At 63.3% G+C, this 20,005-nt stretch carries 21 protein-coding genes; 7 read left to right on the top strand and 14 right to left on the bottom strand.

What is annotated here, in order from left to right; translation table 11 throughout:
* Positions 1–56 precede the first annotated feature (56 nt).
* Genes ccsB through QRN59_RS15455 form a run of 5 tightly spaced genes read right to left on the bottom strand, consistent with a single transcriptional unit; the run spans position 57 to position 4,921 of the window.
* Entirely contained in the window at positions 57–1,121 is a 1,065-nt protein-coding gene (gene ccsB, locus QRN59_RS15475) for a c-type cytochrome biogenesis protein CcsB (protein ID WP_284983378.1), read from the bottom strand.
* Positions 1,121–2,836, bottom strand: a complete 1,716-nt coding sequence (resB, locus tag QRN59_RS15470) for a cytochrome c biogenesis protein ResB (protein ID WP_284983377.1) — start codon at positions 2,834–2,836, stop codon at positions 1,121–1,123. Before resB ends, ccsB begins: the two co-directional genes overlap by 1 nt.
* Complete coding sequence (locus QRN59_RS15465) at positions 2,836–3,591, bottom strand: cytochrome c biogenesis CcdA family protein (protein WP_284983376.1); 756 nt, start codon at positions 3,589–3,591, stop codon at positions 2,836–2,838. Before QRN59_RS15465 ends, resB begins: the two co-directional genes overlap by 1 nt.
* Positions 3,592–3,605: 14 nt before the next feature.
* Complete coding sequence (locus tag QRN59_RS15460; RefSeq protein WP_502871064.1) at positions 3,606–4,256, bottom strand: TlpA family protein disulfide reductase; 651 nt, start codon at positions 4,254–4,256, stop codon at positions 3,606–3,608.
* Between the two features lie 2 nt (positions 4,257–4,258).
* Complete coding sequence (locus QRN59_RS15455) at positions 4,259–4,921, bottom strand: histidine phosphatase family protein (protein WP_284983375.1); 663 nt, start codon at positions 4,919–4,921, stop codon at positions 4,259–4,261.
* Positions 4,922–5,124: 203 nt separating this feature from the next.
* Between QRN59_RS15455 and QRN59_RS15450 the strand changes: the two genes are divergently transcribed.
* From QRN59_RS15450 to QRN59_RS15440, 3 genes are all read left to right on the top strand, one after another.
* Positions 5,125–5,673 (top strand): YceI family protein, encoded by a 549-nt coding sequence (locus QRN59_RS15450; protein WP_284983374.1) that lies wholly within the window; start codon positions 5,125–5,127, stop codon positions 5,671–5,673.
* 184 nt (positions 5,674–5,857) lie between these two features.
* Positions 5,858–6,532: a hypothetical protein gene (locus QRN59_RS15445; RefSeq protein ID WP_284983373.1), complete on the top strand. Its 675-nt coding sequence runs from the start codon at positions 5,858–5,860 to the stop codon at positions 6,530–6,532.
* A gap of 234 nt (positions 6,533–6,766) precedes the next feature.
* Positions 6,767–7,546, top strand: a complete 780-nt coding sequence (locus tag QRN59_RS15440) for a hypothetical protein (protein WP_284983372.1) — start codon at positions 6,767–6,769, stop codon at positions 7,544–7,546.
* 94 nt (positions 7,547–7,640) lie between these two features.
* On the opposite strand, the gene QRN59_RS15435 is transcribed toward QRN59_RS15440, so the two are convergent.
* Positions 7,641–8,348 (bottom strand): redox-sensing transcriptional repressor Rex, encoded by a 708-nt coding sequence (locus QRN59_RS15435; protein WP_268818795.1) that lies wholly within the window; start codon positions 8,346–8,348, stop codon positions 7,641–7,643.
* A 51-nt stretch (positions 8,349–8,399) separates the two neighbouring features.
* Complete coding sequence (locus QRN59_RS15430) at positions 8,400–8,654, bottom strand: glutaredoxin family protein (protein ID WP_269998811.1); 255 nt, start codon at positions 8,652–8,654, stop codon at positions 8,400–8,402.
* Positions 8,655–8,731: 77 nt separating this feature from the next.
* On the opposite strand from QRN59_RS15430, the gene QRN59_RS15425 reads away from it, so the two are divergent.
* Positions 8,732–9,550 carry an HAD family hydrolase gene (locus tag QRN59_RS15425; protein WP_284983371.1) on the top strand — a complete coding sequence of 273 codons (819 nt, stop codon included), beginning with the start codon at positions 8,732–8,734 and terminating at the stop codon, positions 9,548–9,550.
* A gap of 176 nt (positions 9,551–9,726) precedes the next feature.
* Here QRN59_RS15425 and QRN59_RS15420 read toward each other — a convergent pair whose 3' ends face one another.
* The 3 genes from QRN59_RS15420 to QRN59_RS15410 form a co-directional block, all read right to left on the bottom strand.
* Positions 9,727–9,825, bottom strand: a complete 99-nt coding sequence (locus QRN59_RS15420; RefSeq protein ID WP_003792170.1) for a 30S ribosomal protein bS22 — start codon at positions 9,823–9,825, stop codon at positions 9,727–9,729.
* A gap of 172 nt (positions 9,826–9,997) precedes the next feature.
* Positions 9,998–10,210: a helix-turn-helix domain-containing protein gene (locus QRN59_RS15415; RefSeq protein WP_078107672.1), complete on the bottom strand. Its 213-nt coding sequence runs from the start codon at positions 10,208–10,210 to the stop codon at positions 9,998–10,000.
* A 157-nt stretch (positions 10,211–10,367) separates the two neighbouring features.
* Complete coding sequence (locus QRN59_RS15410; RefSeq protein ID WP_284983370.1) at positions 10,368–11,510, bottom strand: 3-deoxy-7-phosphoheptulonate synthase; 1,143 nt, start codon at positions 11,508–11,510, stop codon at positions 10,368–10,370.
* Between the two features lie 325 nt (positions 11,511–11,835).
* Here QRN59_RS15410 and QRN59_RS15405 point away from each other — a divergent pair, with 325 nt between their 5' ends.
* Complete coding sequence (locus QRN59_RS15405; RefSeq protein WP_284983368.1) at positions 11,836–12,849, top strand: LacI family DNA-binding transcriptional regulator; 1,014 nt, start codon at positions 11,836–11,838, stop codon at positions 12,847–12,849.
* On the opposite strand, the gene QRN59_RS15400 is transcribed toward QRN59_RS15405, so the two are convergent.
* On the bottom strand, positions 12,839–13,543 hold the full coding sequence (locus QRN59_RS15400) for a FadR/GntR family transcriptional regulator (protein WP_284983367.1): 705 nt from the start codon (positions 13,541–13,543) through the stop codon (positions 12,839–12,841). The genes QRN59_RS15405 and QRN59_RS15400 overlap by 11 nt on opposite strands.
* Before the next feature lie 79 nt (positions 13,544–13,622).
* On the opposite strand from QRN59_RS15400, the gene QRN59_RS15395 reads away from it, so the two are divergent.
* Entirely contained in the window at positions 13,623–14,927 is a 1,305-nt protein-coding gene (locus QRN59_RS15395) for an alpha-hydroxy acid oxidase (RefSeq protein WP_502871062.1), read from the top strand.
* 77 nt (positions 14,928–15,004) lie between these two features.
* Here the strand turns inward: QRN59_RS15395 and gdhA are convergent, their stop codons facing one another.
* From gdhA to QRN59_RS15380, 3 genes are all read right to left on the bottom strand, one after another.
* Positions 15,005–16,342 (bottom strand): NADP-specific glutamate dehydrogenase, encoded by a 1,338-nt coding sequence (gene gdhA, locus QRN59_RS15390; RefSeq protein WP_284983366.1) that lies wholly within the window; start codon positions 16,340–16,342, stop codon positions 15,005–15,007.
* Positions 16,343–16,542: 200 nt separating this feature from the next.
* Positions 16,543–17,145: an ArsR/SmtB family transcription factor gene (locus QRN59_RS15385; RefSeq protein WP_284983365.1), complete on the bottom strand. Its 603-nt coding sequence runs from the start codon at positions 17,143–17,145 to the stop codon at positions 16,543–16,545.
* A gap of 97 nt (positions 17,146–17,242) precedes the next feature.
* On the bottom strand, positions 17,243–18,454 hold the full coding sequence (locus tag QRN59_RS15380) for an acetoin utilization protein AcuC (protein WP_284983364.1): 1,212 nt from the start codon (positions 18,452–18,454) through the stop codon (positions 17,243–17,245).
* Positions 18,455–18,566: 112 nt separating this feature from the next.
* Between QRN59_RS15380 and QRN59_RS15375 the strand changes: the two genes are divergently transcribed.
* Positions 18,567–20,000: a TrkH family potassium uptake protein gene (locus QRN59_RS15375; RefSeq protein WP_284983363.1), complete on the top strand. Its 1,434-nt coding sequence runs from the start codon at positions 18,567–18,569 to the stop codon at positions 19,998–20,000.
* Positions 20,001–20,005 lie beyond the last annotated feature (5 nt).

The raw sequence follows: 20,005 nt of genomic DNA, 5'->3' as shown, positions 1-20,005 counted from the left end.
GTCGTCGTTAATTCAAAAAGGATCAGGACGGTCAGGCGCCCCTTCGGAGGGAAGCCCTACTGCGAAAGCCCCGAGTAAGAGTGCAGGCCGTTGAAGAACACGTTGACCACGGTGAAGTTGAAGATCACGCACAGGTAGCCTGCAATCGACAACCAGGCCGCACGGGTTCCCGTCCAGCCGCGGGTGGCGCGTGCGTGCAGGTATCCGGCGTAAACCACCCAGATCACGAAGGTCCAGACTTCCTTGGTGTCCCAGCCCCAGAACCGGCCCCAGGCTTTCTCGGCCCAGATGGCGCCGAACATGAGGGTGAAGGTCCAACCCACGAATCCCACGGTGTTGATGCGGTAGGACAGGTTTTCCAAGCTCAGCGCGTTCGGGACGAGCCGCATGAAGCCCAATTTGTCCACCCCGCCGGCCGCCAGGGTTTTCTGCCGGTGCGATTGCAGCAACTGCAGGGCTGACATGGCGAACGTCAAGGTGAACAGGGACGCGGACATCACCGCGATGGAGACGTGGATGACCAGCCAGTAGCTTTGGAGTGCCGGAACCAGGTGGCCTACCGGGGTCCAATAGGTCACCGACGCTGCCACCATCATGATCACAGCGAGGCCGAGCACGAAGGTGCCCAGGAAGCGCAGGTCGCGGCGGATGAGCGAGAGCAGGAAGACTGCAACCACCAGGAAAGCACCGGTGGTCAGGAACTCGTACATGTTCCCCCACGGCACGCGGCCTGCGCCGATCGCTCGGGTGATAACCCCGGCACCGTGGATTGCCACGCCGATGATCGCGACAGCAACTGCCGCGCGGGCGGGAATGCGGCGCTCGGCGGCGTACTTCATGTCACCGCCGGCGGTCTGGTTGACGGAGGTGATCGCCGACGTCGGGCGCTCAGTACGGCCGGCAGGTCCCCCGACGTCGTTTCCACCGGCACGCCCGGCGGCGACCGGAACCTTGACTTCGGCTGCCACCGAAGAGGCCGCCTTCAGGTCCACTGCCTTCAGCATTTTGCTGCTCTTGGCGAGGTCCCACGCGAAAGCGACGAACGCCACCGTGTAGGTGCCGGCCGCGAGCAGCATGAAAAGCTCGCTGTATTGGCCCATGGTTTCGTTGATGGGGAACATTACTGGTCCTTCGAGGTTGAGGAAGAAACGGTGTCGGTGGACTGCTCTGTGGTGAGCAGCCATTCTCGTTGCAGCAGTTCGCGGATCGCGGCAGCTTCGCCGGCCAGCCTGTGGTCCTCGCCGCGGGCAAGGAGACCGTACTCCACCATTGTGCGCCCGTCGTCGTGGGTTCCGGTCCGGACCCAGACGCGGCGGCGGTTCAGGTAGAGGGAGAGAATCAGTCCGGCGACCGCCAGCAGGGCGAACACGAGCGCGGTGGCCTGGCCCGGATTGTGGTGGATGTCAACGCCAACGTACTTCTTGACGCCGTCGAAAGTGATGCTGCCCTTGCCGTTCGGAAGCGTGTAAGTGCCTCCGGGGGCGAGGGCAATGGCCTTCTCGGCCATGCCGCGGCCATTGAGCGGAGTCAGCTTGGCCACGTCGAGCTCGAAGACGTTCTGCGGGGTGCCCTTGTTCAGGCCGAGGTCGCCGTAGTACGAGTTGAGGTTCAACTGCGGGTTGATGAGTTCGGGATCGCCGCTGTAGGCGACACCCTTGTCCGTGACCATCGCCGTCGGCAGGAAGAACCCTGCGAAGCCGAGCTGATCGGGCTTGGCATCGGGAACCTTGATGACCACCGAGGAGTAGTAGTTGTCACCCTGCAGCTTGGCCACGACGGGTCCCTGCATGGCGACGTTGCCTGCGCCGTCCCGGACCGTGACCACGGGAGCGTAGCCGTTGCCCGTCAGGTAGATGCTGGTATCTCCAAGTGTCACGGGATCGTTGACCTTGAGGACCTGCTTCTTGGCAGGCGCGTCCGGGGTGTCCTTGGTGGTGACGTCGGCCGTGAAGTCGATGGGCTGGCCGAAATGCGCCGGCGATTCCCGGTCGAACTGGACATCGAACTTGTTCAGCTGGATGGAGTACGGCTGCAGCCAGCTGCTCTGGAAGTTGGTGCCTGGGCTGAACTGGTCATAGCCAACCAAGGTGTTCACGAAGGTGTCGCCTTCCACCAGGATGCGCTGGCCGCTGTAGCCGAACAGCCCGCCGGCCGCCACTGAAACCAACACTCCGATCAGCGAGGCGTGGAACACGAGGTTGCCCACTTCCTTGAGGAAGCCGCGCTCGGCACCCAAGGAAGGCATGGCGGCGTCGACGTCGCGCACCTCCACACGGTAGCCGCGCTTCTTCAGTACCGCGGCGGCGTCCGAAATAGCCTTCGACGCCGGGATCCCGGCGTCGGCGGCCAGCACAAGCGTGCCGTACTCCGGGAGGCGGGAGAGACGCTTCGGGGTCCGCGGCGGCTGGGAGCGCATTGCCTTGTAGTGGGCGATGGCCCGTGGCGTGACACAGCCGATCAGGGAGATGAACAAAAGAATGTAGATCGCCGAGAACCAGGCAGAGGAGTACACGTCGTAGAGCTGCACGGAATCCAGGAGCTTGCCGTAGTCCGGGTGGTCGCTGATGTACTGCGTCACGATCGAAGGGTTCGCCGGGCGCTGCGGGAACAGCGAGCCGGGAACCGCCGCGACGGCCAGGAGCAGCAGCAGGAACAGCGCAGTACGCATGCTGGTCAGCTGGGTCCAGGCCCAGCGCAGCATGCCTACGATCCCCAGGACCGGCAGTGCCGCTTCGGCCTTGGCCTTGTCGATCGCCTTGCCGTTCGCCTTGTCAGCTGCCGCTGGTTCGCTGGCGGACTTGTTGGACTTCTTTTTACCTTGCACGGGCTCGCTCATCAGATCGGCAACTTCACATCGGTTTGGAACCAGTACTGGAGCCCGGTTACCCAGGCGCCCCACACTCCCGTGGCCATCAGGATTCCCAGGAGGATCAGGATGCCCCCGCCCATCCGCTGGATCGCGAGGCGATGCTTGCGGAAGAAGGACATCACACCCATCCCCCGGCGGACTGCGAGGGCTATCAACAGGAAGGGAATGCCAAGGCCAAGACTATAGACAAACGCCAGGAGAGCCCCCTTCGCCGCGGACGATCCCCCGGAAAGGCTCAGCAACTGAACGGCGGAATAGGTGGGACCAATACAGGGCGCCCAGCCCAGTCCGAACGTGATGCCCAGCAAAGGGGCCCCCCACAGCCCAGCCGGCGGCTTGGCATGGATTTTGGCGTCGCGCTGCAACCACCCGAAGCCGCCCAGGAAGACGACGCCCATGATAATCACCAGTATGCCCAGCAATTGCGTGATCCACGCGTTCTGCGGGCCGGTGATGAGTGTCCCTAGCTGGCCGAAGGCACCACCGAGCAGGACAAAAATCACCGAGAATCCGAGGACGAACAGGCCGATTCCCGCGAGCATGCGCCCGCGCCTTTGCTTCTGGAGGTCGACGCCGGTCAACCCGGTCACGTAGCCGAGGTAGCCAGGTACCAGGGGCAGGACGCAAGGCGACAGGAAGGACACGAGTCCGGCCAGCAAAGCCACGGGGATGGCCAGCAGCAGGGAACCGCTCAGGATGGTCTCGGCGAAAGGGCTGTTCACGCTGTCGGGGCCACCTACTCGGCAACCGCGGTGGTGATGAGCGCCTTGAGCGTGCTCTTCTCGATCTCGCCCAGGACGCGGGCGGCAACCTTGCCTTCCTTGTCCAGCACCAGTGTGGTCGGCACCGCACCCGGAGGCACAATGCCGGAGACAGACAGCAGCACGGCGCCGTCTTTGTCGTCGAAGCTGGGGTACGTGAGGTTGAACGTCTTGTCGAACGCGTCCGCCGTTGCCTTCTCGTCCCGGAGGTTCACGCCGTAGAACTGGACACCTTTGCTCTTGAACTCCTGGTGCAGTTCCTCAAGAATCGGCGCTTCAACCCGGCACGGCGCACACGCGGCGAACCAGAAATTGAGGACGGTCACCTTGCCGAGCAGGTCCTGCGGGGTCACGGCAGTTCCGTCGAACAAAGTGCCTTTGATCCCGACGGCGGCCTTGCGGTCCGCTTTGGCGAATTCGGTCACCGAGCCGTCTCCGGCGACGTAGTTCTTGTTGTCGCCGGCTTTGGCCTGCTGGGCCAGGGCGTCTTCCTGGGCACAGGCGGACAGGCCCATGGTCAATGCAGAGAGTGCCACTCCCCCGACAGCGAGGAAGCTGCGGCGCGAAGTCAAGGCGCCATTGATCTTCTGGCCGCCGTTCTTGCGGCTGGTGGTGTTGCGGTCCATTGTCATGCTCCGGGTGTCTTCGCGGCACCGGGCAGCAGCACGGCGGCAGGTTCGCTGTACTCCACCCGCACAACCTTGCCGTCGTCGAACACCAGGGAAGTCAGGGACGTCAGAGTGCACTCGCGTCTGCGCGGATCGTGCCACAGGGGCCGGCCCTCGGCGCTGAGGCGCGTGGCGTAGATGGGGAGCTGGTGGCTGACGAGGATGGCTTCGGCGCCATCGCCGCCCAGTTCGATCGCTTTCAGCCGGGCGTCCTCGACGGCGGCACGCATGCGGGTGACCTGGTCCTGGTAAGACTCACCCCAGGACGGACGCAGCGGGTTGCGGTACTCGAACCAGTGCTTGGGCTTGATGAATTCGGAGATGTTGGCCTTGAGCCCCTCGAAGTGGTTCTCCGCCTCGATGATCCTCGGTTCCGTGTGGATCGGGAGGTCCAAGGCCTCGGAAGTGGGCAGGGCGGTTTCCTGCGCGCGGGTCAGCGGTGAGGAGCCGAGGTGGACGATGTTCGCCCCCTGCGCGACGCGGGCAGCAAAGTGGTCCGCGAGCATCTTGGCCATCTCGCGGCCGCGTTCGGAGAGGTGGAATTCGGGCAGCCTGCCGTACAGAATGCCGTCGGGATTGTAGACCTCGCCATGGCGGAGCAGATGGACAGTTGCTTGGGGCATGTTTACCAGTTTCTCAAAGAAGGCGGGCGATCTGAAATCTTCTACGTTTCGTAGAACTGAAAGTTTCTTCAGAATGTTCCCTGAAGGTGGAATAAAAGATGCATTTGCATGTTTATACTTGACACAAGGTTCGGTTGACACTTCAACTAAGTGCGGCCGAACGCCCGATGAAGCTACGATCACACCTTCCCAAGGAGAACCCCATGACTCTTCCCGCAAACGTCACCACCGGCGTCTGGACCCTCGACAACTCCCACAGCGAGATCGGCTTTACCGTCCGCCACGCAGGCATCAGCAAGGTCCGCGGCCAGTTCACCGAGGCCGAGGCCACGCTTGAACTCGGCAGCGGCCTGTCCGACTCCAAGGTCGCCGCAACAATCCAGACCGCCAGCTTCGACTCGGGCGATGCCAACCGCGACGGCCACGTCAAGGGCGAGGACTTCTTCGATGTGGAGAAGTTCCCGGAAATCACTTTTGTCTCCCGCCACGTCAAGGCCAACGGCGACAGCTTCGACCTCGTGGGCGATCTGACCATCAAGGGCGTTTCCAAAGAGGTGACCATCGAGACCGAGTTCAACGGCGTGGCTGTCGACCCGTTCGGCAACACCCGCGCAGGCGTCTCGGGTGAGACCACCATCAGCCGCAAGGACTTCGGCCTGACCTGGAACGCAGTACTCGAGGCCGGCGGCGTGCTGGTCAGCGACAAGGTTGTCATCAACCTCGAACTGGCTTTCATCGCACCTGCCGCCTAATCCGCCGGATTCCCGGACTGAATGGCGCCTCCGGGGCTGCACGCGATTCCGTGTGCAGCCCCGGAGGCGCCATTTCTTTGCTTGCGGTGTCACCCGCCTATTTTTGGTCCAAAAGCCGATATTTAGCGGCGAATTAGCCAAGAATTTCCTATGAATCCTTAAACCTCAGGTCTAAAGTGATGCCATGAGTAACCCAAACGAAGCTCCTCAGCCTCAACAGCCCGGAGCCCAGCCACCGCAGCCCGGCAATGTCCCTCCTGCGGGTTACCAGCCTCCGCAGGGATACCAAGCACCTCCTTCTTACCAAGCGCCTCCCTCCTACCAGCAGCCCGCCCCTGGAAACCAGCAGCCGGGGCAACCCGGGCACGGCGAGGGTTTCCACTTCGAGATGCCTACCGACGGTCCCAAGAGCTTCAACGATGTGCTGCCCAAGGGCGGTTTTTCCGGCATGTTCAGCGTTGCTGGCATGCCGATAGAGCTGAAGGTCTCGTACTGGATCTGGCTTATCGGCGGGCTCCTGGGCCTCCTGGGTGGCCTACTCGGCCTCTTTGGCTCCATTGTGCTTTTCACGCTCGCGCCGGGGGTCGCCGTCGTCGTCCTCCTTCTGGTACTGATAGCGCTGGTTGTGGGTGCAGCCCAGATCGTCTTCGCGATGAAGATGAAGGAAGGCAAGGAGTGGGCCCGCCTCGGGCTGACCGTGATTGCGGGAATTTCCCTGATTCTCTCGATCGTGGGAGGAGCGATGGCCAATGGACAGAGCAACAACTGGTTCAGCTTCGTCATTAGCCTTATCGCGACCATCCTGATGTGGCTGCCCAATTCGCAGGCGTGGTTCAAGTCAGCGAGGAGCGCCGTCTAGCCACACCGTTCCAAGCCGAGCTGAAGGCCGCGGCAGGTCCCGGGAGGGCCCCGCGGCCTTCCCTTTGTCTTCGCACCGTTCACGGCAGATCCGCCGAAGCTTGTTTAGCGAGAATTCTTCCCGTGAATCAGCACCAGCACTGTGCCGTCGGGGTACGGTGGAATTAAGCCGAGCTGGGGGCAGGGCACGTTGCACCCGGCAGCCGTATCTGCAGTCGACACGCAAAGGAATGCCATGAGCACCCCTCCGTACCCGCCGTCCACTCCCGGCGAGAATCCCACCCCTGAGGAACCGAAATACGGCCAGCAGACGCCCCCGCAGGGTCAGCAGCCGCAATACGGCCAACAGGCACCGCAGCAGGGTCAGCAGCCCCCTTACGGCCAGCCTTCCGCGCCGCAATACGGACAACCGTCCGCACCCCAGTACGGGCAGCAGGCTCCGCAGTACGGCCAGCAGGTACCTCAGCCGCCGCAATACGGCCAGCCTTCCGTCCCGCAGTACGGCCAGGGCGGACCGGTCACTTGGCCGAGCCAGCAGCCCGCCGCGACGTCCGGAGTCCCGCAGCTGGTCAACATCTCCTTCTGGCTCATGCTTGCAGCCGGTTTGCTGACCTTGATCGGCATTCCCTTCACCATCGCTACGCTGAACTCGCCGGCAGGCAAGAGCATGCTGGATCAGGCCTTGTCGGCGCAAGGAAGCAACGCTTCAGGCATAGATACCAGCAGCTTCATCAATATTTTGGTGACCGTCCTGGTTATCTTCTCGGTGATCTTTGCCGGGCTCTACGCACTGGTTGCGTTCAATGTCCGCAAGGGGAAGAACTGGGCCCGCATCCTGGGCACGGTCTTTGCCGCAATTTCCCTGTTGGGCCTGACCCAGATCGGCATGGGCACCGTCACCATCCTCTTGGGCATCGCCGCGATCGTGCTGCTGTACTTGCCGGCCTCGGCGCCGTATTTCCGGAAAGCCCAGCCCTTCGCGAACCCCTACGGCCAGGCGCCGTACGGCCGCTGAGGACAGCGCCTTACGGCCGCAAAGCCAGACGGCGAACGGCCACAGAGCCCATAGCCAAGAACAAAACCAACAACGGGCGCAGACCCGGCTTGGCCTAGAGGGCCTGGCGCGGAGTTTGCGCCCGTTGTGCGTGATACGCCAGGATTTGAAGCTCAGTGGCCATGTCCACCTTGCGCAGATTCACATACGGCGGAACCTGCAACAGCACCGGAGCAAAGCTGAGGATGCTGCGGATACCCGCGCTGATCACGCGGTCGCAGACGTCCTGTGCCACTGCGGCCGGGAGGGCGAGGACAACCATGTTGGTGCCGGTCCGCTGAAGGACCGTTTCAAGATTGGCGGCGTCGCTGACCCGCAGCCAGCCGACTTCGTTCCCGATGATCATGGGATCGGCGTCGAGGATCGCCACCACGTCGAAACCGCGCGATTCGAATCCGCCGTACCGTGCCAAGGCTTTGCCAAGGTTTCCGGCGCCCACAATGGCCACTTTCCAGTCGTGGGTCAGGCCGAGCGCCGCCGCGATGTGCCGGCTAAGGTACTGGACCTCGTATCCCACGCCACGCGTTCCATAGGAGCCGACGTAAGAGAGATCCTTGCGCAAAGTGGATGAACTGACTCCCGACGCCTCGGCCAAAGCCTCGGAGGAAACACGTTCCACGCCTTCGCCCAGCAGGGAGTTCAGAGCGCGCAGGTAAAGCGTCATCCGGGCCACAGCCGCGGGTGGTATCTGCTTCGCGGCAGAGTCCTTGTCCCCGGGTACAGCTTCGGCGGACGGTTCCAGCGCAGTCACGTTCTTCTCCATTGCGTCGCTTTGTTTTCCCACTCTATTGCCAACAAAGCTCTGCACGCATGTTCAGGCGGCGATGGCCTTCTTCAGGACCCGCACTAATCGTGCCTCATCGATTTTCCAGAAATCCCGCTGGATTCCGTCCACGAACACCACCGGGATCTCCTCGGCGTAGCGCTCGCGTAGTACCGGGTCAGTGTCGATCGACTGTTCCGTCCACTTGAGGCCAAGGCTTGAGGTCACGCGTTCGACGGCGTCACGCGCGGCGGCGCAAAGGTGGCAGTCAGCTTTGGTGAGGAGTACGACGTCGGGATTTGGCATGGTTCAACGGTATCGCTTCAGCGTCGGCACAACCGTCGCGAACGGCAGGGGGCCGGGCGATTGACTAGACTCAAGGCATGCCCGTCGAGAAGAACGCCGTTGTGGCCACCGCGCCGGCTGCAACGCAGCAACACGGCGAAGCCGCATTCTTCGACGTCGACAACACCCTGATGAAGGGTGCCAGCCTCTTCCACGTCGCCCGGAAGATGTATGAACGCAAGGCCTTCACACTCTCCCAAGCCGCGGGCTTTGCCTGGAAGCAGTTCAAGTTCGTCCTGCGGGGCGAAAAAATGGAGGACGTCCATTCCGTCCGGGATTCCGCGCTGATCCTCGCTGCCGGTATCCAGGTGTCCGATATCAAGGAGTTGGGCGAAGAGGTCTACGACGAGATGATCGAGTCTCGGATCTGGCCTGGTACCAAGGCGCTGGCAGAACAGCACCTGCGTGTCGGCCGGAAGGTCTGGCTCGTGACCGCCACGCCCATCGAAGTTGCCACCGTCATTTCCACGCGCCTAGGCCTGACGGGCGCCCTGGGTACTGTGGGCGAAGTCGAAGATGGCGCCTACACTGGCCGGCTGGTGGGCGAGATCCTCCACGGACCAGCCAAAGCCGTGGCTGTGCAGCGAATAGCGGACGAAGAAGGCCTGGACCTGAAGCGCTGCTGGGCGTACAGCGATTCACATAACGACATCCCGCTGCTCACTTTGGTGGGCCACCCGGTGTGCATCAACCCCGACGCCGGGCTACGCCGCCATGCGCGGGAGAACAACTGGCCCGTTTACGACTTCCGCTCCGGCCGCCGGGCAGCCACGCTCGGCCTCAAAGCCGCGACCGTCGGAGGCGCCGTCTACGGTTTGTGGCGGGGTTTCTCCAAGTTCCGCAGCCCGAGGGCCTGACCCACACTCTTCCTGCAACACGCAAAGAGCTGTGCGACACAGAAAATCCCTGGCGCGCACCATATTCGGGTGTCACCAGGGATTTCGCGCATCGCCAGGCAGTTCGGGCCACCCCCGGACGCAAAAATGCCCGCCGCCTCGGGAGGCAACGGGCATTCACGCTGTAGGAAGTATCTCTACTTCTTATTGCGACGCTGGTGGCGGGTCTTACGAAGCAGTTTGCGGTGCTTCTTCTTGGCCATACGCTTGCGGCGCTTCTTAATAACTGAACCCACGTAAGTTCCTAACCAAACTAGATTGAGACTCTGTCTGCTGGGTGAGGTCCTTGAACTGAGCAACAGACTTTACAACTGACAGATTCTTACAATGACGTAAAACGTTCCTTAACAGGGTACCGCCTATCGGGGGCACCCAATGACCGCTGGCCCTTTGGGGACCAAGCAAGACTCAAGCCGTCTCTGAGTGTCCGTCGACGACCGCGCCCTTGAGGTACTGGCTCACTGCTTCTTCGGGGACACGGAATGATCGTCCAAATCGGACGGCCGGCAATTCTCCCGAGTGAACCAGACGGTACACGGTCATTTTGGAAACCCGGAGGACTTCGGCAACTTCAGCCACTGTCATGAAACGCGCGTTCGAGAAGTTAGTCTCTGCGGACATTTCTCCATATTCCTTTGCTCTCAGCGGTTAGCGGCGAACCCCAGCATTCATTACCTGGTGTGCCGATGCTGAGCCATCAAACAACCATGTGCTAGATACTCTAGAGGCTGCTGGTACCAAAGTGAAAGTCCTTCGGCTAGATGGAGGCTCGGTTCCTTTAGTTGGAAACGGCCATCCGACGTTTGCGGGCCGAGGCCGCCAGCTGGCCCAGGACCGACACTGTTACGTCCCATTCCATGCAGGCGTCGGTGACGCTCTGGCCGTAGACGAGCTCTTGTTTGCCAGCCGACTGCCGCTCCACATCCAGGTTCTGCGCCCCACCCACAAGGAAACTCTCCAGCATGACGCCGGCGATCGGCGAAGCAACGTCGTCTTCCAATTGCGCACCGATCTCCAAGGCGACTTCGGCCTGGCGATGGTGGCTCTTACCGCTGTTGGCATGGCTCGCGTCAACGATCAGCCGCGGATTCAGCCCCTTCGCCGCAAGCTTCTCCGAGGCGGCAGCAACCTGGTCGGCGGCGTAGTTAGGACCCTTGCGGCCACCGCGCAGGATCACATGCGTGTCCGGGTTGCCCGAAGTCGCCACCAGGGCGGCGCGGCCATCACCGTCGATCCCCAGGAACGCCTGGGGTGCGGCAGAGGCACCGCAGGCATCGATCGCTACCTGGAGGTCGCCGTCGGTCCCGTTCTTGAAGCCGATCGGCATGGAAAGCCCGGAGGCGAGCTGACGGTGGATCTGGCTTTCGGTGGTCCGCGCACCGATGGCGCCCCACGCCACGAGGTCGGCCATGTATTGCGGACTGATGGGCTCAAGGAACTCGGTGGCCGTCGGCAAGCCGAGGGCCGTGACTTGCTGCAGGAATCCACGCGCCGCACGAAGTCCGGCCGCGATGTCGTGGCTGCCGTCCAAATGGGGATCGTTGATGAGGCCCTTCCAGCCCACCGTGGTCCGCGGCTTCTCGAAGTACGCCCGCATGACGATCAAGAGGTCTTCCTTGTGCTGCTCCGCCTGGCTGACCAGCCTGCGTGCGTATTCCAGGCCGGCCTTCGGATCGTGGATGGAGCAAGGGCCTACGATCACCAGCAGGCGATCGTCCACGCCGTCCATGATGGCGCGGACTCCATCGCGTCCACGCTCGACGACGGCGGCGGACCTCGCGTCGAGCGGCAGTTCGGCGCTGATTTCCTGCGGCGTGGGGAGCGGCTCGAAGCGGCTGACGCGCAGGTTCGACGTCGACTGGGCGCCGGCATTCTCGACGTCGACGTTATGTGTGGTGGGCTCTGCTGCGATGCTGGTCATGAAAGGGGTCCTGTTCCGAAAGAGGTGCGGACCCTACTCAGAGCCCGCCTGGAAATGGCGAAGGGCAGAGAATGATCTCTGCCCTGTTGGCTCTGAAGGAAAGTTGGATGCGTGTCAGTTAGACGCGGGCCCCTCCAGAGCCAACGAAAAATACGCATACCAACGGTTAGTCATAGCCAAACCATAGCGTCAGGCTCCGGATGCCCGCAAATCGAAATGCAACGACATCAAGGGAAACCGTTTCCCCACGCACTATAAACTTCACCTCAGAACAATTGTTGCCGCCGCGTTGGAGCAGGGCGGCCACAGCTCAAGGAAGGAAACCATGCCAGGCAGAAGGAACACCCGGCGGGTGGGCATCGCAGATGTGGCATCCATGGCCGGTGTTTCGCATGCCACGGTTTCCCGCGTCATGAACGGAAATACAACCGTGGACGCGGACATTGCCGCTCGCGTGCGCGCGGCCGCCTTGGAGCTGAAGTACAAGCCGAACCCGGTAGGCCGCAGCCTGGCCCTGGGAAAAACCGACACTATCGGAATCGTGGTGCCGGACCTGTCCAACCCCACGTTCCAGGCCATTCTCCGCGGACTGAGTATTGCCGCGGCCCGCGACGGCTACCGCGTATTGATCGCGGACTCCTCCGAAGTCTCCAGCGAAGAAGCGATCCTCGCCGGGGAAGCGCGGAGGCGATGCGACGGCGTCGTTCTTTGCGCCCCCCGCATGAGCGACGCGGAACTGGAAGAACTCGCCCCCACGCTCTATCCGCTCGTCCTCATCAACCGCACCACCGAGTCGGTGCCGACTCCCAGCCTCGTGGTGGACTACGGCCAAGGCATCCAGGAGCTCGCCGCCCATCTGGTGGAGCTGGGCCATCGCAAACTGGCCTACCTGACGGGACCGGACCGCAGCGCGTCCAACGTGCAGCGCCTCCGCGGGCTCGAAAAGTTCACGGCCGAATTCCCGAACGTCGAATTGCAGTTCATTCCCGGAGGCAACACGTTCGACGCCGGATTCGAGTCAAGCGATGCGGTCGCCTCGTGCGGTGCCACCGGGATCCTCGTCTTCAACGACGTCGCGGCGATGGGCCTCTTGAGCGGACTAAGCCAGCGCGGGATCCGCGTGCCGGAAGACTTGTCGCTCACCGGTTTCGACGACATGCCCTTCGCCCGGTACACCATGCCTCCGCTGACCACCGCCGCCGTGCCGATCTCCGACCTCGGGGACCTTGCGTGGCGCCGCATGCGGGAGCAGATCCAGACCAAAGACGCCGCCTCCCCCACGAACTACTTCCCGCCGCGGATTGAGCTCAGGGGCAGCACCGGACCCGTCAAAGCCTAGGTTCCGCAGGGGCCTGCCCCAGCCCGGCCTCCCGGTAGTACCCCTCGATGTGTGCGGCAACGAGGGTCGCTGCCCGTCCGCCGGCGCCGTCGTTCACCGCCGACAAAATCGCGCGGTGCTCGGACCTCAGCCGCTGGGCGGTGCTATCCCAATCCGGCAAGTTTGCCGTGAGCGCCGCCGCGTACCCCTCAATCGCTTCCCGGAGCGATCCCATGATGGTGCTCACCACGGCATTTCCGGCGGCTTCCGCCAGCGCCAGGTGGAAGGCGACGTCCAGCGCGAGGAAGTCGTCGACGGCGGCACTCACGTCCATTTCGTCTAGGAGCCTCGCTGCTTCCCCGAGTTCGGGGGCGTCGGCCTTGGCGCGGGATACCGCCCATGATTCGAGCAGGACACGCGTTTCCACGATGTCGGCGACCGGCAAATGCTGCGTGGCCACATGGAGGCGGAGTGCGGAGCCGAGAGCCGTGGCCGGTTCCGCGATGACCACGGTCCCGGCATCCTTGCCGGAGCCGACACCTGCCCGCACCACGCCCATGGCTTCCAGGATCCGGATGGCTTCGCGGACCGACGTCCGCGAGACTTCCAGCTGTTCGGCAAGCGCCCGCTCAGCGGGAAGCCGTCCGCCAAGCACCAAGTGCCCGTCGGACAATTGCTTTTCGATCCAACTCAGGACGAGCTCGTGCGTTCGCATGGATAAATAGTAGTTGATGTGGTTGGACCACATGGCATAGAGTGTGGTCTAACCACACAAGCACACTGGAGACAGCACCATGACGCAGACCGTCCAGCCGAGCAACGCACCTTCCCTTGAGGTGCCCGCGAACGTCCCCGCCGCCGTCGGGCGCCCCGCAGCACTCAAGCGCCGGGTGCCCAAATACGCCGACCTGGCGCCGCTCATGAAGTTCAAGAAGCCCGAGTTCAGCAACGCGGCGAAGCTGCGCCGCGCATCCACCGTTTGGGAACTGCGGGACATGGCCAAGCGACGCACTCCCCAGGCGCCGTTCGACTACACGGACGGTGCAGCGGAGGCGGAGATCACGCTTCGCCGGGCCCGCCAGGCGTTCCAGGACATCGAGTTCCGGCCGGGAATCCTGCGCGACGTCTCCAGCATCGACCTCAGGACCGAGATCCTGGGCAAGGAATCACGGCTTCCGTTCGGCATCGCTCCTACGGGATTCACCCGCATGATGCAGTCGGAGGGTGAGTACGCGGGCTCGCAGGCGGCCGAAGCGGCCGGCATTCCGTACACCCTGTCCACGATGGGCACGGCCTCCATCGAGGATGTGGCCGCCGCGGCTCCGAACGGCCGCAACTGGTTCCAACTGTACCTTTGGACAGACCGGGACCGTTCCCTGGAACTGATCGAACGCGCCGCCAAGGCCGGAAACGACACCCTCATGGTCACGGTGGACACCGCCGTCGCGGGTGCCCGGCTGCGGGACGTCCGCAACGGTATGACCATTCCGCCGGCCCTCACGGTGAAGACGGTCCTGGATGCCTCCTACCGGCCCGCATGGTGGTTCAACTTCCTCACGCACGAGCCGCTGACGTTCGCCTCCCTCTCCCGCTACACAGGAACCGTGGCCGACCTCATCAACTCCATGTTCGATCCCACCCTGACCTTCGACGACCTCGACTGGCTGCGGGAAACCTGGAAGGGCAAGCTCGTAGTCAAGGGCATCCAGACGGTGGAAGACGCCCGCAAGGTGGTGGACCACGGCGCGGACGGCGTCGTGGTCTCCAACCACGGCGGGCGTCAACTGGACCGGGCACCGATTCCGCTGCACCTCGTTCCGGAAGTCGCCGCCGCACTGAAAGCGGACAACAGCGACGCGGCCATCATCCTGGACACGGGCATCATGAGCGGTGCCGACATCGTGGCGGCCCTGGCACTCGGCGCCGACTTCACGTTGATCGGCCGCGCCTACCTCTACGGGCTCATGGCCGGCGGCCGGGCAGGCGTGGACCGCACCATCCAGATCCTGGAGAAGGACATGGCCCGCACCATGGCCCTGCTCGGAGTCACGAAGATTTCGGAACTCAACCCGGAACACGTGCGCCTGCTGCAGCGCTAGGTCGGGCTGCCCAAGTAACTCGCAGTAGGTGTCGTTTTGGGGCCTCAAAACGACACCTACTGTCAGTCAGTTGGGGCCTAGATGAGGCCCTGCGCCAACATGGCGTCGGCTACCTTCACGAATCCGCCGATGTTGGCACCCAGGACGTAGTTGCCCGGCGCACCATATTCCTCCGCGGTTTCGGCACAACGATCGTGGATTCCCACCATGATTTCCGTAAGGCGCGCTTCCGTGTGTTCGAAGGACCAGGAATCGCGGCTGGCGTTCTGCTGCATCTCCAACGCCGACGTCGCCACTCCGCCGGCGTTGGCCGCCTTGCCCGGGGCAAACAGGATGCCCGCGTCCTGGAAAACCGCAACGGCTTCGCGGGTGGAGGGCATGTTGGCGCCTTCGGCGACTGCCAGCAGACCGTTGCTGACGAGCTTGGCCGCGGCGTCGCCGTCGAGCTCGTTTTGCGTCGCGCACGGCAGTGCAACGGTGCCGTTGACGTCCCAGACCGAGCCGCCGGCCACATAGTTGGCTCCCCGGCGGCGCTCCGCGTATTCCGTGAGGCGGCCCCGTTCGACTTCCTTGATCCGGCGGAGCAGCGCGACATCGATACCGGCCTCGTCCACGACATAACCCGCGGAATCGGAGCAGGCCACCACTGTGGCGCCAAGGGCCTGGGCTTTGGCGATGGCGTAAATGGCGACGTTGCCCGAACCGGAGACCACGACGCGTTGGCCATCGAAGGACTGGCCCCGGGTCTTGAGCATCTCCTGGGCGAAGATGACGGTACCGAAACCAGTGGCTTCCGGCCGGACCAGGGAGCCGCCCCACGAGATTCCCTTGCCCGTCAGGACGCCCGACTCGTAGCGGTTGGTGATGCGCTTGTACTGGCCGAACAGGTAGCCGATCTCACGGCCTCCCACGCCGATGTCGCCGGCAGGAACATCTGTGTATTCGCCGATGTGGCGGTACAGCTCGGTCATGAAGGACTGGCAAAAGCGCATGACTTCGGCGTCGGAGCGGCCACGGGGATCGAAGTCCGAGCCTCCCTTGCCACCACCGATCGGCATGCCTGTCAGGGCATTCTTGAAGATCTGTTCGAAGCCGAGGAACTTGACGATGCCCAGGTAGACCGAGGGGTGGAAGCGCAGTCCGCCCTTGTAGGGGCCCAAGGCTGAATTGAACTCGACGCGGAAACCGCGGTTGACGTGAACGCATCCGGCGTCGTCGGTCCAGGGGACGCGGAAGATGATTTGGCGCTCCGGTTCGCACAGGCGCTCAAGGACGGCGCCTTCGAGGAATTCCGGGTGCCTGTCATGTACAGGGCCGAGGCTTTCAAAGACCTCGGTGACTGCCTGGTGAAATTCCAGCTCGCCCGGGTTCCGCGCCAAGACGGTGTCCCGGACTGCTTCCAGCCTCGAATCCATGTGACTCCCTACAACTTCAGCGCCGAGTGGCGGGTCTGCGTACAATCCCGCCCATGCTCCCATCAGACGCGCGGCAGTCTCCATCCGAACCGATTACGACCGGGCAGCCCGCGAATCAGCGGCCGTCGAAAGCGCTGTACTTCAAGGAAACATTGGACAGGAGCGAATCACGGCCTGACCGGGATCACCCCCGTTTGCTGCTACTTCTTCCGCCCGAACTTCGGCAGGTTGGGTAGGTTGGGCAGGTTCGCCAAGAGGTCCGCAGCCTTGGTGGCGGCACGGCCAACCGTACGGCCGATCTGCTGCGGCCTGGTGTCGTCGATTCCTGCTGCGGAGGCAACTGCTCCGGAGGCCGGAACGGTTTCAGGCGAGCGCTCGACGTCGGTGCTCGCCGGAGACGTGCCGAGCGGCTCGCCGTCGGGCTGCTTGAGCTGCTTCTTCGCGGCGCCTTGGCCCTGCTGACCAACCGCGCCCGGCTGGCCAACCGAACGTGCGCGGGGGCTGCGAGTCGGCGTGGCGGCTTCGGTTTCAGCCTCGGCGGGACCGACGTCGAACGTCTCCAGCCAGCTGGCAACCCCGGCGAGCGGCTTCGGGTTCAACGCGTAATAGCGTTTCTGTCCCTGCGCGCGCATGCTGACGAGATCCGCCTCGCGGAGTACCTTCAAATGCTTTGAAATGGTGGGCTGGCTCGCGGCGAGCTCCTCCACCAGTTCCCCCACAGCCTTATCCCCAGAGCGGAGGGAAACCAGAATGTCACGCCGGGTTGCCTCAGCAATGACGGCAAATACGTCGTCAGTCACCATGCCTCCCACCCTAGCGACATATACGCCAAAAGGCATCAACTATTTCGCAGATGCGCGTGCCGTTGCCCCAACCCCAGGCCAGCTGGATGAGCGCGCATCAGTCGAACCAGGGATCCAGTCCGTAGAGCGGGAAGATCTCCTTGCGGGTGGCAATGATGGTGCGATCCACAGCATCCGCGGGGTCGTACCCGACCTCCCACGAACGCCACCAAGTGTCGACGCCGTCGCCCATGAGTTCCGGTACCGTTTCCCCGTACTTTTCCCGGACATAGCTCCGGAAAGCCTCCGGGACCGGAGCCGTCAGCTGGACGGGATGTTGGGCAACGATGCCTATCAAATGGCTCCATGTGCGTGGCACCACTCCCGTGATGTCGTACCCCCCTCCCCCGGTGGCGATCCAACGGTTTTCGCAGAACCTGGCGGCGAGGCCCGCGACGGAAGTGGCAGCCTCGCGTTGGCCGTCCACACTCAGGTTGAGGTGCGTGAGGGGATCGAGTTTGTGGGAGTCGCAGCCATGCTGGCTGACGATGACTTCCGGTTCAAAGGCCTGCACGACTTGCGGCACCACGGCGTGGAAGGCGCGCAACCACCCGGCGTCGCCCGTCCACGCCGGCAGTGCCACGTTGACGGCTGTGCCGAGCGCGTCCTGGCCGCCGATCTCGTTGGCGAATCCCGTTCCTGGGAACAACGAGAGGCCGCTCTCGTGCAGGGAAATCGTCAAGACCCTCGGGTCGTTCCAGAAGATACTCTGGGTGCCGTCGCCGTGGTGGGCATCGACGTCGATGTACGCAACCCGGCGGACACCGCCGTCGAGCAGCCTCTGCACGGCGAGTGCGGCGTCGTTATAGATACAGAAGCCGCTGGCACGCCCGCGGGAGGCGTGATGCATGCCGCCGCCGAAGTTGACGGCGCGGACCGCGGTCTCGGACAGGATCGCCTCGGCCGCGAGCAACGACCCTCCGGCAAGCCGGGCGCTGGCTTCGTGCATTCCGGCAAAAGCGGGATCATCTTCGGTGCCGAGCCCGCGTTCGGGGTCAGGCGTGGTCGGGTCTTCGCTTGCACGCCGCACGGCGGCGACATATTCGGCACTGTGCACTGACTGGAGTTCAACGTCGGACGCGACCTGGGGCGCCTGGACAGACACATGCTCCAGGTCGAAGAGTCCGAGCGCCGCTGCGAGCCTGGCCGTCAGTTCCAGCCGCGCGGGGGCCATCGGATGCGAGGGACCGAAATCGTATGCGGTCATGGCGGGATCCCACGCCACCGTCGTTGGCAGCGGGGACGGACGGAGGCCTGCCCAGGAAGTCATCAATGACAGGCTACCCGAGCGGCGGGAACGCACCTGCCCCGTTACGGCCGGCGATTAGTGGTTTACTACTCAGGAAAGCAGAATCAATCGACCAGAAGCGAACAGCACTGCCATGACTCAGAGCCAGTCGAGGTCCCGAGACCCTGCCAGCTGGCAAACCGTCCAGCCGGAGCGGGGAGGCCTGTGGATTTTCACGGGTATCCGCGACTTCATCGACAACATCGCCAACTCCTCGCCGGCGCGATTGGCGCTGACGGCGTACGTCTTCGCGATTCTCTTGTTCACCGGCCTGCTTTCCCTGCCAGCGGCATCGGCCGACGGTGCGGTCACTCCGATCCACCAGGCCTTGTTCACCGCTGTTTCCAGCGTTTGCGTCACTGGCTTGACGGTTGTGTCGACGGCGACGCACTGGACCTTCTTCGGCCAGCTCGTGATTCTCGTGGGCATCTTCGTGGGTGGATTGGGAACCCTGACACTCGCATCCCTCCTGGCACTCATGGTCAGCAAACGGCTGGGCGTGAGGGGCAAGCTCATTGCCCAGGAGGCCATGAACAACGCCGGACGCTTGGGCGAAGTGGGTACATTGCTGCGGATCGTCATCTCGACGTCCGTGACCATTGAGGCCATACTGGCCATCGCGATGATTCCGCGGTTCCTGACACTCGGCGAGGACTTCTGGCAGGCCGTCTGGCACGGGGTCTTCTACTCGATTTCTTCCTTCAACAATGCCGGTTTCACACCCCATTCCGACGGAATCGTGCCGTACGAGACCGATTTGTGGATTCTTGTGCCGCTCATGCTTGGCGTGTTCCTCGGCAGCCTCGGCTTCCCGGTGATGCTGGTGCTCCGACGGCATGGCTTCAATTGGAAGAAGTGGAGCCTCCACACCAAGCTGACCATCCAGGTTTCCCTGATCCTCCTCGTTGCCGGCGCAGCCCTCTGGGCCTTGATGGAGTGGGACAACACCAACACCATCGCCAACATGAGCGTCGGCGACAAGATCACGCATTCCATTTTCGCCTCGGTCATGACGCGCTCCGGTGGCTTCAACCTGGTCGACCAGGGCCACATGGATTCAACCACCAGGCTGTTGTCGGACGCGCTCATGTTCGCCGGCGGTGGTTCGGCGTCCACGGCGGGCGGCATCAAGGTGACCACCATAGCGGTCATGTTCCTCGCCATCGTCGCTGAGGCCCGGGGCGACGACGACGTCAAGGTCTACGGCCGCACGATCCCGGAAGGCACCATGCGGGTAGCCATCTCGGTGATCGTCGCTGGTGCCACCTTGGTGTGCGCATCCGCATTCTTGCTCTTGGCTATCAGCGGCGCCAGCCTGGACCGGGTACTCTTCGAGACCATTTCAGCCTTTGCCACCGTGGGACTCAGCACGAACCTCAGCGCCGAACTGCCGCCGTCGGGGGTCTACGTCCTCGCCGCCCTCATGTTCGCCGGCCGCATCGGCACCATAACCCTTGCCTCCGCCCTGGCCCTCCGCCAGCGCAGGCAGCTATTCCATTATCCGGAAGAGAGGCCGATCATTGGCTAATTCAA

The organism is Arthrobacter sp. efr-133-TYG-118 (assembly GCF_030209755.1).
Classification (GTDB): domain Bacteria; phylum Actinomycetota; class Actinomycetes; order Actinomycetales; family Micrococcaceae; genus Arthrobacter.
This window is presented reverse-complemented; position numbering and strand designations above follow the sequence as displayed.

Coding starts and splice junctions, on each gene's coding strand:
- ccsB (WP_284983378.1), bottom strand. CDS start 1,121: ATGTTCCCCATCAACGAAACCATGGGCCAATACAGCGAGCTTTTCATG.
- resB (WP_284983377.1), bottom strand. CDS start 2,836: ATGAGCGAGCCCGTGCAAGGTAAAAAGAAGTCCAACAAGTCCGCCAGC.
- QRN59_RS15460 (WP_502871064.1), bottom strand. CDS start 4,256: ATGGACCGCAACACCACCAGCCGCAAGAACGGCGGCCAGAAGATCAAT.
- QRN59_RS15455 (WP_284983375.1), bottom strand. CDS start 4,921: ATGCCCCAAGCAACTGTCCATCTGCTCCGCCATGGCGAGGTCTACAAT.
- QRN59_RS15450 (WP_284983374.1), top strand. CDS start 5,125: ATGACTCTTCCCGCAAACGTCACCACCGGCGTCTGGACCCTCGACAAC.
- QRN59_RS15445 (WP_284983373.1), top strand. CDS start 5,858: ATGAGTAACCCAAACGAAGCTCCTCAGCCTCAACAGCCCGGAGCCCAG.
- QRN59_RS15440 (WP_284983372.1), top strand. CDS start 6,767: ATGAGCACCCCTCCGTACCCGCCGTCCACTCCCGGCGAGAATCCCACC.
- QRN59_RS15435 (WP_268818795.1), bottom strand. CDS start 8,348: ATGGAGAAGAACGTGACTGCGCTGGAACCGTCCGCCGAAGCTGTACCC.
- QRN59_RS15430 (WP_269998811.1), bottom strand. CDS start 8,654: ATGCCAAATCCCGACGTCGTACTCCTCACCAAAGCTGACTGCCACCTT.
- QRN59_RS15425 (WP_284983371.1), top strand. CDS start 8,732: ATGCCCGTCGAGAAGAACGCCGTTGTGGCCACCGCGCCGGCTGCAACG.
- QRN59_RS15415 (WP_078107672.1), bottom strand. CDS start 10,210: ATGTCCGCAGAGACTAACTTCTCGAACGCGCGTTTCATGACAGTGGCT.
- QRN59_RS15410 (WP_284983370.1), bottom strand. CDS start 11,510: ATGACCAGCATCGCAGCAGAGCCCACCACACATAACGTCGACGTCGAG.
- QRN59_RS15405 (WP_284983368.1), top strand. CDS start 11,836: ATGCCAGGCAGAAGGAACACCCGGCGGGTGGGCATCGCAGATGTGGCA.
- QRN59_RS15400 (WP_284983367.1), bottom strand. CDS start 13,543: ATGCGAACGCACGAGCTCGTCCTGAGTTGGATCGAAAAGCAATTGTCC.
- QRN59_RS15395 (WP_502871062.1), top strand. CDS start 13,623: ATGACGCAGACCGTCCAGCCGAGCAACGCACCTTCCCTTGAGGTGCCC.
- gdhA (WP_284983366.1), bottom strand. CDS start 16,342: ATGGATTCGAGGCTGGAAGCAGTCCGGGACACCGTCTTGGCGCGGAAC.
- QRN59_RS15385 (WP_284983365.1), bottom strand. CDS start 17,145: ATGGTGACTGACGACGTATTTGCCGTCATTGCTGAGGCAACCCGGCGT.
- QRN59_RS15380 (WP_284983364.1), bottom strand. CDS start 18,454: ATGACTTCCTGGGCAGGCCTCCGTCCGTCCCCGCTGCCAACGACGGTG.
- QRN59_RS15375 (WP_284983363.1), top strand. CDS start 18,567: ATGACTCAGAGCCAGTCGAGGTCCCGAGACCCTGCCAGCTGGCAAACC.